The organism is Janthinobacterium sp. BCJ23 (assembly GCF_059617945.1).
Genome location: NZ_JCAQAW010000003.1, coordinates 382,576 through 401,094, shown reverse-complemented (window position 1 = coordinate 401,094; position 18,519 = coordinate 382,576). Strand labels below are relative to the sequence as shown.

At 47.9% G+C, this 18,519-nt stretch carries 13 protein-coding genes and 1 tRNA gene; 9 read left to right on the top strand and 5 right to left on the bottom strand.

Translation table 11 applies throughout. The annotated features are described in order from the left end of the window. Positions 1-60: 60 nt before the first annotated feature. The gene (locus AC54AG_RS13435) at positions 61-684 is read right to left on the bottom strand and encodes a YqhA family protein (protein WP_046685387.1); all 624 of its coding nucleotides are present in this window, start codon (positions 682-684) and stop codon (positions 61-63) included. A gap of 307 nt (positions 685-991) precedes the next feature. Here AC54AG_RS13435 and acs point away from each other — a divergent pair, with 307 nt between their 5' ends. From acs to AC54AG_RS13415, 4 genes are all read left to right on the top strand, one after another. Beyond that, positions 992-2,998 (top strand): acetate--CoA ligase, encoded by a 2,007-nt coding sequence (acs, locus tag AC54AG_RS13430; RefSeq protein WP_496630616.1) that lies wholly within the window; start codon positions 992-994, stop codon positions 2,996-2,998. A 203-nt stretch (positions 2,999-3,201) separates the two neighbouring features. Further along, positions 3,202-3,292: transfer RNA gene (locus AC54AG_RS13425), tRNA-Ser, on the top strand. 187 nt (positions 3,293-3,479) lie between these two features. Then, the gene (locus AC54AG_RS13420; RefSeq protein WP_496630615.1) at positions 3,480-4,802 is read left to right on the top strand and encodes a tyrosine-type recombinase/integrase; all 1,323 of its coding nucleotides are present in this window, start codon (positions 3,480-3,482) and stop codon (positions 4,800-4,802) included. An 11-nt stretch (positions 4,803-4,813) separates the two neighbouring features. Then, entirely contained in the window at positions 4,814-5,437 is a 624-nt protein-coding gene (locus tag AC54AG_RS13415; RefSeq protein ID WP_065307303.1) for an Arm DNA-binding domain-containing protein, read from the top strand. A gap of 39 nt (positions 5,438-5,476) precedes the next feature. On the opposite strand, the gene AC54AG_RS13410 is transcribed toward AC54AG_RS13415, so the two are convergent. Both AC54AG_RS13410 and AC54AG_RS13405 read right to left on the bottom strand, forming a co-directional pair. Beyond that, positions 5,477-5,794: a helix-turn-helix transcriptional regulator gene (locus tag AC54AG_RS13410; RefSeq protein WP_496630614.1), complete on the bottom strand. Its 318-nt coding sequence runs from the start codon at positions 5,792-5,794 to the stop codon at positions 5,477-5,479. A 987-nt stretch (positions 5,795-6,781) separates the two neighbouring features. Beyond that, positions 6,782-6,943 carry a hypothetical protein gene (locus tag AC54AG_RS13405; protein ID WP_496630712.1) on the bottom strand — a complete coding sequence of 54 codons (162 nt, stop codon included), beginning with the start codon at positions 6,941-6,943 and terminating at the stop codon, positions 6,782-6,784. Between the two features lie 519 nt (positions 6,944-7,462). Here AC54AG_RS13405 and AC54AG_RS13400 point away from each other — a divergent pair. The 5 genes from AC54AG_RS13400 to AC54AG_RS13380 all read left to right on the top strand — a co-directional run bounded on the left by AC54AG_RS13400 (position 7,463) and on the right by AC54AG_RS13380 (position 15,314). After that, positions 7,463-10,267 carry a metallophosphoesterase family protein gene (locus AC54AG_RS13400; RefSeq protein ID WP_496630613.1) on the top strand — a complete coding sequence of 935 codons (2,805 nt, stop codon included), beginning with the start codon at positions 7,463-7,465 and terminating at the stop codon, positions 10,265-10,267. A gap of 296 nt (positions 10,268-10,563) precedes the next feature. Then, a complete protein-coding gene (locus AC54AG_RS13395) occupies positions 10,564-11,916 on the top strand; it encodes a DnaB-like helicase C-terminal domain-containing protein (protein WP_496630612.1) in 1,353 nt (450 codons plus the stop codon). 967 nt (positions 11,917-12,883) lie between these two features. Beyond that, positions 12,884-13,681 carry a phosphoribosyltransferase-like protein gene (locus AC54AG_RS13390; RefSeq protein WP_496630611.1) on the top strand — a complete coding sequence of 266 codons (798 nt, stop codon included), beginning with the start codon at positions 12,884-12,886 and terminating at the stop codon, positions 13,679-13,681. After that, entirely contained in the window at positions 13,678-14,046 is a 369-nt protein-coding gene (locus tag AC54AG_RS13385; protein ID WP_496630610.1) for a hypothetical protein, read from the top strand. The genes AC54AG_RS13390 and AC54AG_RS13385 overlap by 4 nt, the downstream gene beginning before the upstream one ends. A 218-nt stretch (positions 14,047-14,264) precedes the next feature. Further along, positions 14,265-15,314, top strand: coding sequence for a reverse transcriptase domain-containing protein (locus tag AC54AG_RS13380; protein WP_496630609.1), 1,050 nt, complete (start codon positions 14,265-14,267; stop codon positions 15,312-15,314). 649 nt (positions 15,315-15,963) lie between these two features. On the opposite strand, the gene AC54AG_RS13375 is transcribed toward AC54AG_RS13380, so the two are convergent. Continuing rightward, positions 15,964-17,697, bottom strand: coding sequence for an MAG1210 family protein (locus AC54AG_RS13375; RefSeq protein ID WP_496630608.1), 1,734 nt, complete (start codon positions 17,695-17,697; stop codon positions 15,964-15,966). Further along, positions 17,694-18,431, bottom strand: coding sequence for a LemA family protein (locus AC54AG_RS13370; RefSeq protein WP_046685382.1), 738 nt, complete (start codon positions 18,429-18,431; stop codon positions 17,694-17,696). The genes AC54AG_RS13375 and AC54AG_RS13370 overlap by 4 nt, the downstream gene beginning before the upstream one ends. Positions 18,432-18,519 lie beyond the last annotated feature (88 nt).

Genomic DNA, 18,519 nt, shown 5'->3' with positions numbered 1-18,519 from the left:
GGTGGATAAGAAGGGTAGGACTTTGATGCTGTTTGCTAATCAGTATAGGAGCGCCGGAACTTAGTGGGGCGCCCTGGCTTGATTCTGGGTGACCGTCATGATGCGGTCGGTGTAGGCAATCGCCATGGCGGACAAAATGAAGACCATGTGGATCACCGTTTGCGCGATGACCACGTTCGGTTCCTTCGCATACGCGGTGGCGTTGATAAAGGTCTTCAGCAGGTGGATGGACGAGATGCCGATGATGGCCATCGCCAATTTCGTCTTTAGCACGGAAGCATTTACGTGCGACAACCATTCCGGCTGGTCTGGGTGGTCATCGAGGTGCATGCGCGAAACGAAGGTTTCGTAGCCGCCGATAATGACCATGATCAGCAAGTTCGAAATCATCACCACGTCGATCAGGCCTAATACCACCAGCATGATGGTCGCTTCGTTCAGCTTCACGGGAGGCGGCACGCCAGGCACGGTCACGGCGCTGATGACGTGCTGCAGGGCTGCATCATTGCCGAACACGGCGCCGATCAGGTCGGACAATTCCACCCAGAAATGAAATACATACACGCATTGTGCGAGGATCAGGCCCAGGTACAGCGGCAACTGCAGCCAGCGCGACATGAAGATGAAGGCGGACAGCGGATGCAGCTTGGTATGCTTGGTAGTCGGTGGTAGGTGGTCGATCATGTGGGGTTTCCTGGGGGAGTAAATACCAATTTTTGGCATGCCCGACATTTTACACTTGCTGTTGATTACTGCGCATGGCCTTGCTTCTGATTATTAGGTTTGATGAAACACAAAGTGGTATTGAACCTTCGGCGCACCGCGCATTTTCCCAGCGAAAATACTGTACGGCGTCCCCTTGACTCCTATTGCTGAAGGCGCTTATGGTTAGCCTTGATCGGGGTAAACGCTGCATAAACGCGACATGTAAGGCGTCCGTAAGACATGGGGCCTATCGTGTTAGCAAACAATTACTACACTGGAGACAAGCATGAGCGCTACAGAGAACCAAGGGCAGGGCACACAGCAGCAGGGACCAGAAGAGTCGCGCGTATTTGACCCGTCGGCAGCGTTTGCCGCACAGGCAACGATTTCCGGCATGGACGCCTACCGCGCCATGGTGGCTGAGGCCGAACGCGACTACGAAGGCTTCTGGGCCAAACTGGCGCGCGAGAACCTGAGCTGGAAAAAGCCGTTCACCCGCACCCTGAACGAAGACAATGCCCCATTCTACAAATGGTTCGAAGACGGCCAGCTGAACGTGTCGTACAACTGCCTGGACCGCAACATCGAAAATGGCCTGGGTGACAAGACGGCCATCATCTTCGAAGCGGATGACGGCACCGTCACCAAGGCAACATATAAAGAGCTGCACGAAAAAGTCTGCAAGTTCGCCAACGGCCTGAAATCCAAGGGTATCGCCAAGGGCGACCGCGTCATCATCTATATGTCGATGTCCGTCGAAGGCGTGGCCGCCATGCAAGCGTGCGCGCGCATCGGCGCCACCCACTCCGTCGTCTTCGGCGGCTTTTCGGCGAAATCCTTGCAGGAACGCATCATCGACGCGGGTGCCGTGGCCGTCATCACAGGCGACGAGCAATTGCGCGGCGGCAAAAAGCTGCCATTGAAATCCATCGTCGATGAAGCACTGGCGCTGGGCGGCTGCGACTGCGTCAAAAACGTCATTGTGTATAAGCGCACCGGCAGCGACCTGCCGATGGTAGCCGGCCGCGACACGTGGCTGCACGAGCTGGTCGAAGGCCAGAGCGCGCAATGCGAACCGGAATGGGTCGATGCCGAGCATCCACTGTTTATTCTCTACACCTCCGGTTCGACGGGCACGCCGAAGGGCGTGCAGCACTCGAGCGGCGGCTATTTGCTGTGGGCCGCGCTGACGATGAAGTGGAGCTTCGACATCAAGCCGGACGACGTGTTCTGGTGCACGGCTGACATCGGCTGGGTGACGGGCCACAGCTACATCGCGTATGGCCCGATGGCCGTGGGCGCCACGCAAGTGGTGTTCGAAGGCATCCCGACCTATCCGAACGCTGGCCGTTTCTGGGAAACGATCAAGAAGCACAACGTCAGCATTTTCTACACAGCCCCCACGGCCATCCGTTCGCTGATCAAGGCGGCCGACGTGGATCCGAAAGTCCATCCAAGCAACTACGACCTGACGAGCTTGCGCCTGCTGGGCACGGTCGGCGAGCCGATCAATCCGGAAGCGTGGATGTGGTACTACAAGAATATCGGCGGCGAGAAATGCCCGATCGTCGATACCTTCTGGCAAACGGAAACGGGCGGCCACATGATCACCCCGTTGCCTGGCGCCACGCCGATGGTCCCCGGTTCCTGCACCCTGCCATTGCCGGGCATCATGGCCGCCATCGTCGACGAAGCGGGCCAGGACGTGCCGAACGGCCAGGGCGGTATTCTGGTCGTGAAGCGCCCATGGCCATCGATGATCCGCACGATCTGGAACAACCCGGATCGTTTCAAGTCCAGCTATTTCCCGGAAGAGCTGGGCGGCAAGATGTACCTGGCAGGCGACGGCGCCATCCGCAACAAGGACACCGGCTACTTCACGATCACGGGCCGCATCGATGACGTCTTGAACGTGTCGGGCCACCGCATGGGCACGATGGAAATAGAATCGGCGCTGGTCGCCAACCCGCTGGTGGCCGAAGCCGCCGTGGTGGGCCGTCCGGACGATACGACAGGTGAATCGATCTGCGCTTTCGTGGTGCTGAAGCAAGCACGTCCGACAGGCGAGGAAGCGAAGAAACTGGCCCTGGAGCTGCGCAACTGGGTCGGCAAGGAAATCGGTCCGATCGCGAAACCGAAGGAAATCCGTTTCGGCGACAACCTGCCCAAAACCCGCTCCGGCAAAATCATGCGCCGCCTGCTGCGCGTGCTGGCCAAGGGCGAGACGATTACGCAAGACGTGTCGACCTTGGAGAATCCGGCGATTCTGGATCAGCTGAAAGAAGCGTCCTGATGTTGCTTGGATAGCCAAAACCCAAACCAGCATCCGGGGTCGGACCCGCCGGGTCCGACCCCAGCCTTTACTTGGTTACTGTAGATGCGCTACTTTTACCCCACGGTAAATAACTTTGGCAGTCCGTAGATTCTTTGCTATAATCTGCGGCTTCGCGACAAGCGAGAAATAGTACGCAATGTAAGTAAGACACATTGCCTGCAGGAGAGGTGGATGAGTGGTTGAAGTCGCACGCCTGGAAAGCGTGTATAGGTTCATAGCCTATCGGGGGTTCGAATCCCCCTCTCTCCGCCAAAGATACAAATTGGCCAGTTCAAGGAAGTCCAAGAACGTCCACAAAAAACCGTTTTAGCCCGTGCTAAAGCGGTTTTTTTGTATTCTGGCGTCCAGTACTGTCCAGCTGCAGCCAAATTTTTTGGGTGTTTGTTTGGGATCAATCCATAGTTCACACTGGGGACCATTCCCCGGTTAGTCGCCTATAGTGGTTTCTGACGCTTACGCAGAGGAGACCATCATGCCCAAGCTCATTCCACCCCTTACCGAACTCCAGGTCAAGAACGCCAAACCCCGGCCCAAGCCGTACAAGATGTTCGATGGTGGCGGCCTGTACGTTGAAGTGATGCCCAGCGGCTCGCGAATCTGGCGCTGGAAATTCCGTCATGCAGACGGCAAGGAAAACGCGCTGACGTTTGGCCCGTATCCGGAAATTTCAATGCAGGATGCGCGAGAAAAGCGTTTGGAGGCGCGCCGCTTGCAGCTGCAGGGGATCGACCCTGCCAAGCATCGCGATGACGCCAAGCGGCTTGCCGCCGAAAAGGCCGCCAATACCTTCGAGAAGGTGGCACGCGAGTGGTACGCAAACAAGGTGCCAACCTGGAGCGAGCGCACTTCCAAGAACATGCTGCAGCGCCTGGAGGCCGATATCTTTCCAAAGATTGGCAGCAGACCAATCGCGGAAATCAAGCACCGCGAACTGATTGTCATGCTGCGCAAGATCGAGGAGCGCGGCGCCACCGAGATCGCGCATCGCCTGAAGGCCGTCTGCTCGCAGATATTCAGCTACGCCATCCAGTGCGGGCTGGCCGACCGCAACCTGATGGCGGACATGAAAGACGTCCTCAAGACCAAGCGCGCGTCGCATTACGCCGCCATCAGTGCTGATGAATTGCCGACCTTCCTGGACATACTGTCGCGCAACGAGGCGCGCATGTTCGAGCCGACGCGCATCGCGCTACGCCTGATGCTGCTGATCTTCGTGCGCACCAGCGAACTGATAGAAACGCCATGGAGCGAAGTCGATCTGGAGAAGGGCGAGTGGATCATTCCCTGGCAGCGCATGAAGCGCGGCAAGCTGACCGTCAATCCCGACATGACCAATCACCATGTCTGCCTTTCGCGCCAGGCGCTGGCCTTGCTGCGCCAGCTGCACACCATTACGGGCCATGGTATTTATCTGTTTCCAAACCAGCGCGACCACGACAAGCCTCTGAGCAACAACACGCTGCTGGTGGCGCTGGCCCGCATGGGGTACAAGGGCCGCATGACCGGCCACGGCTTCCGCGCACTGGCCATGAGCACCATCAAGGAGCGCCTGGGCTACCGCCATGAAGTGGTGGACCGCCAACTGGCGCATGCGCCGAAGGACAAGGTCGCCAGCGCCTACGACCGCGCCCAATTCCTGACGGAGCGCCGCAAGATGATGCAGGAGTGGGCCGACTACCTGGAAGCGGTAGAGCGCGGTGATACGCCGCAGCCAGGCCATCATGGATCGCTGGAGCTGGTCTGGCCAGCGCCGCATCGTTAAGGGAGGCCGCCATGGCAAAACTGATTGCTTGTCTTACCGAACAACAAGTGGCCGAGGCGGAGCCTCGAAGCAAGTCTCACAAATTGTTCGATGGTTCAGGGCTGTATCTTCAAGTCATGCCAACCGGAACAAAGGTGTGGCGGATGAAATTTCGTCAGCTAAATAACAAGGAACAGACGTTGACCTTCGGCCACTACCCGGAAGTTTCTCTGGCGCTTGCGCGGAGCCGCCGCTCAGTTGCTCGCAAGATGCTTGAGGAGGGAAAGGACCCACGCCCAGAGTTCAAGGTCGTGCATACGTGCCCGCCAAAGCGGCTTCGGCAAAATCGCCCGTTGCCTCCTGCCATGAATGCCAGAAAAGTGGAGCGCTGCGCAACCCACATTGGTACGCAGGCGGTGGAGTGGATGTGGGCGCTGGTCTTCCCTGCACTGAGCCGCGTCTCCGCGGACGAAAGAGTGCGAAGCGACATGCTTGCCATGGTGGAGAAAATCCAGAAAGAGCGTGCCAACGAGGTGATTGAAATGCTGTATGGCTACTGCGCCGACATCATCTTCAGTTGCCTCGAATTTGGAATGGATGAAGATGCATTAATCGAAGCCATGACGGACGCCAGGGTGATGCAACGGCGCAGGTGAGCGTATCTATGCCGCAGGTATCCGGGTATTTTCCCGGCTTCATTCGGCTCGGGTTCCTTTGTTGCCGATGTGCCTGCTGCCCGAAGAATGCTCGATTGCTGAGGATGCCGTGCTTGTTGGTCTGCTCGCCTCGATACACGCTTGCATCCAACGTAGCACTTCGCTTCTGAGCCAAGCAGAGGAACGTCCCTGCAGCTTGACAGGGGCGGGGAAGGTGCCTTCCTTGATGCCCGCATAGACACTGCTGCGCGATTTGCCGCAAGTCGCCAGCACTTCGCCCAAGCGGATGAAGCGTTCCTCACCTATGCGAGGTTCAACGCGGCGCTCTTTCAGGTATTCAACTATTGCTGGTTTCATGGCGTCCCCTCCTGAATCAAAAATGCCAGCGGCAACACCGAGGCGAATAGCACAGACTGCAGGCCTTGCCCTGCCGCCGATTCGTCCATCGTTCGATCAAGCTCGCAATCATTATTTCGAAAACACGAGTCCAGTATCGAATGCTGGAATCACTGGCGCAACAGGAATCAACCTGCTATGCCAGCTGGATCAAGCGTGCCGCGCACTATGTGTGAGATCAATGGTGTACACAGGAGCGGTTCCGTGGAAGCTTTAGCGGCTAAAAAATGGGCGTATCTGGCAGGGCATCAGACCTGCCAAATCTGCTCTCGTACCGGCTAAAAAAGGGGTTCAGTCGAAGTTCTTGCCGACGATTTAATGGCTCAGTCGCTGAAAAATGCAGGGCAGGATAGGTGAAGTTAGCTAACCTTCGGTTAGCTAACTTCACACCTGCTTATTCGCACTTTGTGCTCAACGGTAACCAAAGAGCACAAGCCCAGTGAGCAATCACCTGGACAGTGGTATGGTGGATAATCCCCCAGCAAATGGTGACCTTTGATCCATTTGCAAAATCAGAACTAAACAATTTCTTCGAACAGTTGTTGACGAAGTTGATTGCTGAGGGGCGAGGCCAGCTGAAGGCTGAACTGACGAACAACGCTACTGAGGCCGCGTTGATGTAGTGCCATGGCCTAAGGGCTGTGTTTTTTATGTAATCTCGATCCCGCGTTCGCTATTGTTCTAGCACTTCAAGCTAGAGTGGACAAATGAGAAAAGCATCGGGATCTACCTTCCGAACGATAAGGTAGCCGGTATTCGTCATGCCGAAATAGTAACCTGGACTGGGCAAGCACTTGTATGTCCTCGCTAGTTCGTTTGCTCGCAGAAGTGACCCACTCTGTTTGCCCCGTCTTCCACTGCCTGGCAAACGCTGCCACACGGTTGTATGACCCTGCGTAGCATAGCTCTTTCAGATCCTCATGGATATGCTTGAAATTGCGCCGCTGCTTACGCGCCTTTAGTCGTATCGGCCTTGATCCACCCAGATAGCGGCACTGAGTATTTGTCTAATCCGCTAACTGATCGCCGCTCCGCGTAGGAGGGCTCAGTGGTTTCCGATCGTAGGTAACGTTGGACGGTATTGCGTGAGATGTCCAGTCGTCTAGCGATTTCTCGTATTGGAATCTGGTCACGAAGGTGCCATCGTCAAATGATGCCGAGTAGAGCCACGTGGATCACTCCGGTTTCCTGCCGAAAAGACAGGTGGAATTGTGCTACTAACGTGGGTCATATTCCGTTGCAAAGTCGTGGGGCAAGTGGGTCAATTTTCAACGCAACTTAACAGCCCCCACTGTGGACGCAATCACAGGTAGGTCAGAAGGTTTGAATGCCGCTGATGCGAGAGAAATCACTGACCGTAAAAGGCCCAACTCCACTAATTCAAAATGTTTGAGGTGTCAAGCTATTTTATAAATTTATATTAATGAATAAACATGCATTCTCAGCGGCGCTTAGCCGGCAACATTTCGCCTCTCCAATGTGAGAATCTGAGTATATTCCGTTATGACAACATGTTATGCTGTACTGTTAAGTTCCTTTTATTTTCAGTCTCATTATCCATTCAAGGAAATATTGTTCAGTTAGTAATTTCACCGCATAAATTTTCAAAAAAATTTAATAAAATATAATATGAATAGAAAAATTAATTGGCTGCACCTATCAGATTTTCATTTTGGAAAGAGTTTATATGATCAGCAATTTTCCGCAAGAAAACTGATTGAGCATATTGAACAGAAAAAAAATGCCGGAATTTATCCCGACTTTATTTTTATTACTGGAGATATTGCAAATTCTGGGCGTTTGTCAGAATATGATTTATTTGATAGCTTAGTGGTAAAGAAACTGTTGCAAATTTTCGGGGACGATTTTATTAATCGAATTTTTACTGTTCCAGGTAATCATGATTTAGACAGAGAAATTAATCCTGGATTTAGTAAAGAAAAATTCTTGAGGGATGATGCTGGGGCATTTTTACCAACGTCGGAATCTTTTAGAAAAAGAAAAATGCTTGCAGATCGTTTTGAAAATTATATCTTTGGCGTAGGCAACGATAATTTAGTCAGTTTCGGAAACGAAGAGGGTGGTTATATACAGGAATTTTTAATAGACGGTATGGAAATTAGTGTTGTTGGGATAAATACTGCTTGGCTATGTGATGGCGAGGGTGATTTTGGAAATGTTACACCTGGGCTGCAAATTCTTCGTGATAATTTGGCGAAAACAAAAACATCCTCAACAAAAATCGTTCTTGGCCATCATCCGCTATCATGGTTTCATGAACGTATAATTCAACCAATAGAAGTCATATTTGGTGAGCATAATGTTATTTATCTTCACGGCCATATGCATAAATCCTGGGCTAAGCCCGCATTAAGCGCGACTGGAGATTTTATTTGTATTCAGAGTGGTGCCGCTTGGCAAGCACCTGAGGGTAGCAAATGGAAAAATGGATTTCTCTGGGCAGAATTATCAGATGACCGCAAAAATATTGATTTAGAACCTTTTACATGGAGTTTTAGCAACCAGTGCTGGACATTAAGCGGCGAGACATTTCATGAAAATAATCGTATTGGTGGAATATGGAGATTTTTAGCCCCTACAAATAAAATAAAAGTTGATTACACTCCCAGAAAGAGGGTGGATCCACCAACAGGTTGGATAGTAAAAAGTCTTGAGGAGTTAGAAAAATGCAGAATATTTCTTGAGAAGGACCAAGCATTGCGTTATTTCGACGGGGCGACACCTACTTGGAATACGGTTCTTTCTGAGTCAATACCCCGTCGGGAAATTGTTGCAAAAATAACTAACCAGTTCTCATCAATTACTAATGATCCGATAGTTTCTGCTTTAGTCGGTGCAGGATGTGAGGGAAAAACTACAGCTTTATTTCAGGCATGTTTAGAAATTTTGCAAATTGATCAAGAGAAAAAAGCGCTTATTAGAACTAATCATGTTCGTCCATTTTCTGTAAATGATTTACTACCGATTTTGAAAACTCATCATAGCTGGTTGATGGTGATCGATGAGGCTGACCAATCTGCAAAAGAAATACTTCGGTTTATCGATAACGGTTTCGACGGTTACGATGGAAAAATTAGTTTTATCTTAGCCAGTCGCGATTCGGATTGGTTTTCTTCTGGAGCAAGTGGGCTAGCATGGGACTACACCGCTAAGTATAAAGAAATAATATTAAAGGACCTAAGTACCCGTGACGCGGAATTTATTGTTGCGGCGTGGGCCGCTCATGGGGAAGATGGGCTTGGTACCGAATTATCTGAGTTAGATGAGTCAAAACGTGCCGACAAACTTAAATATTATGCAAAGAAGGAGGCGAAAGGTAATTATGGAGCTTTCTTTGGTGCTCTTCTTGTCGCACGACACGGAAACGATTTACTTGAGCACGCTGAAAAGATGCTTGCTAGACTTGAAGGACATAATTTAAATAGTGATCAAAGTCTGATGGACGCATTAGGCTATATCGCTGCTATGCATTCAGAAGGGTTTGATAAGCTTAGTTTTGCGACGTTAGCTGCTGTTTTGGACCTTCCAATCTCCAAGATGGTAGCAAAAGTAATACGTCCACTTGGTCGAGAAGCTGCTGCCGCGACAACTGCCAATTTTATTTTTACCCGACATAAATATATTGCAAACGCGATTGTAGAAGTATTGGAAAGTCGTTTTAATAAAGATGTGGCACGATATTTTATTGAATTAGCATTATCTGAACAACGGAGATCAGAAACTGAACAAGTTCTAAATAAAAATTTTTGGTCTTTTGAACTATCGGAAGGTCTTTTTAAATCCGGTAAAACTGGTTTGGCTATTGATGTGGCAAGAAATTTATACGAGAACGACGAGGGAAATTTCTATTTGTTGACGAAACTTGCATCTTTGTATCGTCGAGAAAATAATGCGGCGGAGTCGATAAGACTATTTCGAGAGGCATCCTATTATCCGGCTCATCGCGGATTTTATTTCGAATGGGGTGTGTGTGAAGGAAAGGAAAGGAATTTTACTGAGAACGCACTACTAATAGCATATGCAATGAGCGATGATATCGAGAAAACTGCAATCACTCTGGAATCATGCTGTAAAATGCTTAATGCATTATCGCAATGTTATAATCAACTTTATAATCGTTACGTCGATCCAATATTTGAACAAGCTTCGCATGCTGCCAGTTCACTACTTTCTATTTTTGAAATTAAAATATCAATAAAAGAAAGGTCAGGATATAATACAAATGAGTTTTTAAAATTGGTAGCTAAAAAAAGAGCAACACTCTTTAAAAGTAAAGATGCCATTAGTAAAATAAAAGCTGCCACTGGCCGGTTGAAAAATTACGGAGTAAGTGACAACGTGTCATCATCATTGAATATGTCTTTCGAGGATTATTCAGGGGTTCAGCAACTTGCTGAGAATATTCAATCATAAAATTTTTACTATATATTCATTGAATTTTTTATTTATAGCGCCACGTGTAATTTTTTAATTATTAATTGCGCTATAAAATTTATAATATATTTAATGGGCGCAGCTTGGTGGCTGAGAAAAATATTTACTTATTTTTTCTTGCGTTAAAGAATATTCAATTATTTTCAATTTTTTTTGACGAAATTTTTCTATTGTTAGCTCGTTCATATAAAATGCATAATCTTTGAAAGAATTTCTGCATCTTTGAGATAAATATCAAGTAAATAATAAATTAAAAATTATTCCAGACTAAAAACATGAGCTCTAAAAAATCAAAAATCCGAGTATTTTATAGTTATTCTCATAAAGATGAAATTTTCCGTGAACAATTGGAAGAGCACTTGACAATTTTTCATCGCACTGGATTGATTCAGGAATGGAGTGATCGAAAGATATTGCCAGGAAGCGATTGGAAAAATGAAATAAACGAAAATTTACTGGCAGCGGATCTGATTTTGCTTTTAATTAGTAGTAGCTTTATCGCTTCAGACTATTGTTTCGAGAAAGAAATGAGTATAGCGATATCTCTACATGAATCAGGAAAAGCTCGAGTTGTTCCAATATTTATAAGGCCTTCAGATTTTAGCGGTGCCCCTTTTGCTGGATTACAGGGATTGCCTAAAGATGCAGTTTCAGTTTCCGAATGGGGCAATGTGGATCTTGCTTGGAAAAATGTAGCGATCAATCTTCGAAATTTATTAGAAGAAATCCAAGAACAAAAAGAACGTGCATTTGAATTATCTTCAATGAAGACAATAAGAGAAACACTGGTTGAGGAGGTGACTCGAATAGATGAAATTTATGGAAGGGAGAGTTTATCACAGTCAGATGGCATTCCTACCGGTTTGATAGATCTGGATAGATTGATAAATGGATTAGGCACCGAAGATTTAGTTGTTATCGCATCGCGTCCGTCGATGGGCAAAACAAACCTATCTCTACAAATAGCTGCTGAAGTCGTTTGTCTAGATTTGCCGGTGTTGATTTTTAGCTTGAAATCTAAAGCGTCGGAAATTTCAAATAGAATATTGGCATCACGTGCTCGCATTGATTTTTGGAATTTAGGAACCGGCCACCTTGTGGCAGAAGATTGGACTCGACTTACTGCGACAATTACAGATCTAATAGATAGGCCATTACTAATAGACGATAGCCCAACTTTAACCTTTGAATCGTTGCGAACAAAATGCCTCAAAGAGAAAGTGGCTTTCGGGAAATTGGCTCTAATAGTAATCGATTCTCTAGACTACGTAGAATTCGAAAAAGAATTATCTAACATGGGGCGTGCATTAAAGTCATTGGCACGCGAGCTCAATGCCAATATTTTGGTGACCGCAAATTTACCACGAGTTATTGAGACTCGCCCCAGCAAACGTCCTGTACTTAGTGATTTAAAAAGGCCGGATGATTTAGCAGACGAAGCCGACCATGTTTTTTTTCTTTACAATGACTCTCATTATAATCCTGATTCACTAGATTTAGGCACGGTTGAGCTTATCCTTGCAAAAAATAGTCGCGGTCCTATAGGTACAGTTAGGTTACTACATTTGGCTAAATATGGAATTTTAGAAAACTATGCGTTCTTACCAGAGAAAAAATTCTATAACTGACTACGTTGAGGTTTTCGGCGCTCGAATTGGCGGTGTCAGAGGCGGTTTAATAACTTAGCGGAAATTTAAGTAAATCACTCTACTAATTGCAGTCACTCTGCAAGGAGAGGTAGGCTGAGTCTCTTCGCATCGTACTCACCTGATCGCATAAACAGCAAACCCTCGGCTTTGAGCACCGAGATGCCAGAATGAGGATTGTTGAGTGGCCTGCACAACGTAGGCGATAACGGATCGAAAAGGAGAATCTTGGTAACGGTTTTGTCCGCTTTTGGGTGAGAGGAGTGTTGTTGCGCAGTCATGATTGCAGACCAGTCTTAAATAGACTAGAAACAATTCTAAAGGCGTGGAGTTTGAGGAATATGCATCGATGTGCAGAGATGAAATGAAACCCCTTCTAAACGTCTTAAAATCGATTTCTAGGAGTACTAAATTTTTCTAGGATCGTGATCGAAAGAAATATTTACGATGTTTGTCTGATTTTTTAGATAGCCAAGTTACGTGCTTGATATTTGCTTCTCTATGTCGTGCCAATATATTATTATCTTCCCAGTTTTCCGGTATTCGCTGACGTAACCCTAACTTATTCAGCTTGAAATCTTCCTCTTTTTTGTCTGTAACCCTAACAAGCATACGGTATAAAATTTTAGAAATTACTTCTTCAGTAAATCTATATTTTTAAAGGATACTGTATATTTCTAAGCTTGGAACTGTATGTTCAATAATTATGCCAGACTTTAATGAAAAATTGCCATATGATAAAGATTGTGAAAGCGCCTTAAAATATCTACAGCGAACACATGGAAGGTTATTCTAGATTTAAAAAAAGTGATCGTGTACTGAATATCGGTAAATGAAAAGTAATGTATTTCTGGCCTGAGCTTCGAGTATGCTTTTCATACTATTATAGAAGTAAAAATTTGGATAATTATGGCTGCCAAAAAATATTGACGCAAAACTGTTTCGAGCGGTGTTTAAGTTGGTATCGTCGCGACCATGGCTTGCGCAAAGAGATGAAGAGGTCATCGAAATATTGAACGATTGCGAGACAGAGCGGCAACAAAACTTAATCCTAGACTTATTGAAGCGATTTAAGTTTTCGAACAGTTCTGATCTTGGCACAAGTGCGAAATTGATTTCTGATCAAATAACTATTGGGTGGGCGATGGCACCTGAGACAACTGCAATTGTAGCCATTGCGGATAAAAATGAGTCTGACGGCTCTCATTTTTTATTAAAAGCGATGGGGCAGAAATTTTCTAGGGAACAAGGTTGGGGCGATGCTAATTTCTTCGGACACATCACTAGCGTCGCTGATTTAAACGATAGTTACAAAAATATAGTTTTGGTGGATGACTTTATAGGAACTGGGAAGAAGATTTCAAGAAAAATTAAGTGGGTTAGAGACACCTTAAAAGCGAAATCCATTAATGTGAAATTATATATATGCAGCATGGCAAGCTTAAATCTCTCTAAACCTCGACTAGATGAGCTTAATGTTGATTATTTTTCCCCAACTTGGCTTCATAAGGGAATTAGCGATTTCTATGTTGGCGACCAGTTGATTGATGCAATCGTGGATATGAATGCGCTTGAGAAAACCTTGAAGGAACTGAGTTCTGATTATCGATTTGGTTATAAAAAGAGCGAAGCTTTATATTATCATGAACCTTATAACGTTTCAAATAATGTATTCCCGTTATTTTGGTGGGGTAAATCCGAGCAAAGAAGATTTAGGAAAGTATTACTCAGTCGGGGTGCGGCATGAGCTGGGGTGTTGCCGATCGTGAGATATTGCTTTTATTATTCGAGTCATATGATGAAGTAGATATTTATAGATTTTATAAAAAATATAATTTGCTGCCTGCTAAAATACTTACATCGATTCGTAAACTTCAAGCGATAGGTGTAGTGGATTTTAATCCAGAGACAATGCTTATTTCTCTTACGATTTTTGGGCGAATCTGGGTCGTTGAAAATAGGCGAGAAATATTCATGCGCAAGGTTGACATGGCGTGGAGAAACCCACCTTGTAGCTATGTACGTTCGCGAGAGCCAGTTTTAGATCCATATGTACCGAAGCGTCGCTATATATCAAAGAATTTTTTCGATAAACTTGTACCAAAAAACTGAAAAATGTATTAGTATCCTAAATGGAGCGTGTTGGAGACTAGTACGTTGAGGTGTATTCGCCTCACTGATTAAAGCTAGCGTTAGCCCTTGAATCCCTGACGGGATTTCGTGTGACGCTCTGAAGCGTTACACGAAAACGTCAGGGCCCAAGGGCCCCGCATTTTCGGAGTCAAATGAAGGAATGGTAGTCTCCTCACCTCCACCTAATTTTAGTTCTTATGCTAAATACTGATATAAAAATAGACCGATGGGTTGCTGCGCTCAGAGAGCGTATAAGAAACCAGTCAACCTTAGCTGCAGCAACTATCTATGTTACTGATTTTATAGCAAGAAATCTTCCTCCTATTTTTGACTTTGAACACTTTTCATCATTGGTTGGAATAGAACGTTCTTTGCTAGCGAAAATTCTTGAGTCTCCTGATGATTACTATCATGAATTTTCCATGCCAAAGAATTCTGGTGGAGTAAGAATTATTCTTGCGCCACAGCCTTCCCTGATGGTTGTTCAGCAATGGATAAAGAAAAATATCTTAGATAACATTCCATTGAGTCCTGCTGCTCACGGTTTTGTTAGAAATAGATCTGTGGTGACATTTGCGAAAGAGCATGTTGGTAAGTGTTCGCTATTACATCTTGATATTAAGAATTTTTTTCCATCAATAACACTTAAAAACATCTACGGCGTATTCAGAAAAATTGGTTATCCGCCAAATATTAGCTTGTACCTTGCAAAAATATGTAGTTATAGTGCTAAACTTCCTCAAGGTGCTCCAACGAGTCCAGGGCTGAGTAATATTATTTCTCTAGGTTTTGATAAAAGATTTTTGAGTTTGGCTAGCGCAAATAATGTGAAATATTCACGTTACGCTGATAATTTAGTGTTTTCTGGTGATTATGTTGCATTCTCATTGGTAGAAACTATTGAGAATATTTTAAAATCGTATGGGTTTGATTTAAATTCTGAAAAAACTTATTTAAGTACTAGAAAGCGCAAGAGAGTAATAGTTGGAGTTTCTGTGGTCGAATCGGAAATAAAGCTGCCAAGAGATAAGAAGAGAGAAATCCGAAAAGAAGTACATTATTTATTAAAAAATGGTTTTTTTACGCATACGGAGAAGATCGGAAAGCGCGATCCGCTGTATATGGAGCGGTTATATGGTCGCCTTCAATTTTGGCGACACTTAGAGCCCAATAATGATTTTGTATTAAAGTCACTAGATTCCGTAAGGCGATTGCAAAGTTCTTCAGCATGGTCGGCTGACAGCTAGATCTAGTTATTTGGTCTCGCCCGCTGCAGTGGCCATCACAGCTCGGTGAAATCGGCCATTGTATTTTCGACCACAGAAACCACGCTGCAACGTTGCCAATAGCGGTGAAACCCGCTTAAAATGCAGGCTTCTCGGGTGTAGCTCAATGGTAGAGCAGAAGCTTCCAAGCGGCTGATATATGTCAGAAGGGGATGTTTGGGGTTACATGAAAATTTCAAATTGCCATAATCTAGGATATATGCGGGTTCTGACCTAGGGTGTGAATCCCCCTCTCGAAAAAACATAAAGCTACCCTCGGGTAGCTTTTTTTTCATCTGTACGTGGAGAGAAGCACTTCGTTCCGCTGGCGCAGGGCGATGCTCTGCGAATTCTCTGCTTCACCTTGCGCGCTCTGCGCGGGAGATTCGAAGGATCAGGCCTACCGGCCCTTTCCGAATCGACCAACTGCTACCGCTGCGCGGCAGCCTCGCGCGCCTGTGGCGCGCGTTCGTGGTTCTAATCAGCTTTGTGAGTGAGCATGTTTTTACGGCACCTAGCGCAACAGTTCGTGTCCAAATGGCGGACCTGACCCCGCGTCTATGTCGGCACACAGCTTTATGATTTCATACTAAAGCGGTCAACTTCTGCCACTGCAATCCGCGAAGCTGCCCTAACCAGCCAAAACCGCCGAAACAATCGAGCGGCGAAGCACGGTCTTCCCGGCATCGATGCCACGCTGTGAAAACGCCGGCGGCAACGCGACTTCATCCGCAGCAGTGTTGCCTGGCGAAGCCGTTTCCTTTACCAGCATGTTGGCGCTATTCTCGACCTCGAAGTACTCGTCCCAATGCACTGGAACTTGATGGGAGCGGCCATCTCCGCCTCTCACCGAGACGTAGTGGGTTCGCGCGATGCTGCGGAAGCCGCTGGCCGTTACCTGCACTTTCTGCGATCCGTCGGCCTCCTGTTGCATGGATGTCTTCAGGATACTTCGCGTGACGCACTCGGGATGCTTGAACATCGCCTCGCCGTGGTAATTGGCAATCGCTTCATGCTCCCAGAAACAGGGTTTGTGCGAATACGTGTCTTTATAGATGTCCGAGTGCGGTCGATGCTGTTGGTACAAGGGGATGGCAAGCAGCGGGGCGATCCCGAAGTAGAACGACTTGAAGAAATCGTTGTGATAGGCGTTGAAAAACATGCGCGCCTGGGCGAGTTCGTAGGCAAGAAATTTCTCCGGTGCGCCACTGATATCGGTAGCGCGCATGTGTCCCGATTCCAGGACGTTGATCATGCGGGTTTTTTCGAATACGAAGGTGTCGCCAAAACCTGTTTGACTATCCTTGAGCAGCTTGAGCATTTCCTGTTGCGCCAATGGCGTGAACAACAGCCGGAACTGGACTTCATGGTTGCGGTCCGTGGCATCGAACAAGGCGTCGAATTCGCGGTTGGCCATCACCGTAAAAGTATGCCCCTCGTCGACATCGCGGGACTTTTCTTCCAGTCTCTTGATGGCGCGATTCTTCCGCCATTTGTCGAGGAAGCCGTCTTCCAGGTCGGAGAGTTTTGACGGGTGGCGGCTGAACACGAGATCCGGCGCCGCTTCGTTGCCGTAGACGATAAACGTCTGGTTTTCATACTCGGGCATCGGACGCTCGATCGATGCCCGCAGAGTTTCGTGACGGGTTCTGGTTTCCGATTTGCCTTGCGAATTGCGGTACTGTTCCGTCCAGCTGATAGCCAGCGAGCCATGGTATGTCTTGCTGCCCATCGAGTGTGACAAGGTGCGTGCAAGAATGAACGGGTTGCCGTTCAGTACGCCGCTGTGCGAGAACTCGATCGAGTGGTTCTCACCAAGATTGCCATACCAGCCAAAGCTGTTGCGCAGCTCTTCCATGCGGCCGTTGCTGAAATACGGGTCGAATGCGATGCGAGGCACTGTTTGTTGCATCAGCTTCGCCACGATATCCCAGTCGTACAGGCGGTTCAGCGGCACCATCTGGCCCCAGGCCACGGCACGCTTTTCGTCGCAGGCATCCTGCAGCCGCTTTAACTGCGCGTCGGAATCGTTGATGATGCGGTTGAGCGTATGAATCGCAGCGGCAAGCGCAATCGCCGGGACCATGAGCCATGGCCATGCGTGATAGGCGTAGATATAGAGTGCCGCCAGTAACGCGGCCACGATGCTGGCGCCGCGCAGGATACGCCACCATTTGTTGCTGGAACCGGCGCCAGCGGCCTGCTTTTCGAGCACGCGTAGTTCCTGCACCGTCGTGATGTTGGCGTTCTCGTCCACGCCGGATTGGCGCACGAGGTCTTCGAAAAAGTCCGACGTATTGCTGGCGTGAGCATTTTTGAAATGGGAAGAATACTGCTCCAATGGTTCATGGACGTCGTTGATCAAAAGAAGACGCTCCGGGCGGCAGCCTTGGTTTCGGCGGAGGCAGTGAAAGGAATGCGGGTGGTATAACCTTGCCGCGCCGCAACGATCTGCTTGGTCGGCCAGGCAAAGACGTCCTGGTTCCACATGCCGACGGTATCGTTATACAGCGTGCGCGCGGCGGTCACTTCCTTTTGCAGATAACTGTTTTGGCGCATGGCGTCGGCGATGACGGCTTGTGCCTTCAGATCCGGATAGGCTTCGCACGCCAGGCTGATGCGGGAAAAAATCCCGTCGATTTTCTGGGATGCCTGATTGCGTTCGGCATCGGGGTTCTGTCCGCTCCGGTAAGCTGCTACCGACTTCATCACGTCCTTGTCGAGGTCGATCGCTTTTGCGACCAGGCCAACCACGTTGTTCAGGACGACGACGCGCTGTTCCAGGTAATTGTCGATCTGTGAAGCATCGGCCTGGATTTTCTGCTGCAGCTTGCGCAGATACGCCAGGGCGGAGATCTTCATGAACAGGAAGACCAGGCCTGGCAGTGCCCCCAGCACCAGGAGTGCCAAGCTGTACGTTTGCGGCAACGCACCGGTCAGCAGCGCCAAGCCTCCGATCAGCGGAAGGACGGTCCATAGGGCGATTTCAAATATGAGCGACCCGGTGCCGACTTGGACGGAAATCTGCTTGCTGATGACGTTGATGTCGCGCCCCTGCTCATTTATCGGGCCAGTTACTTCGTCTAAATCATTTGCCATGCTTGAAAATCCTTTGTATTGAGTGTTTCTTATTGAGCGTCTCTCGCTCGGTTGCAAAATATTTCGCTTTAGCTTTTTAAGTGCGGGA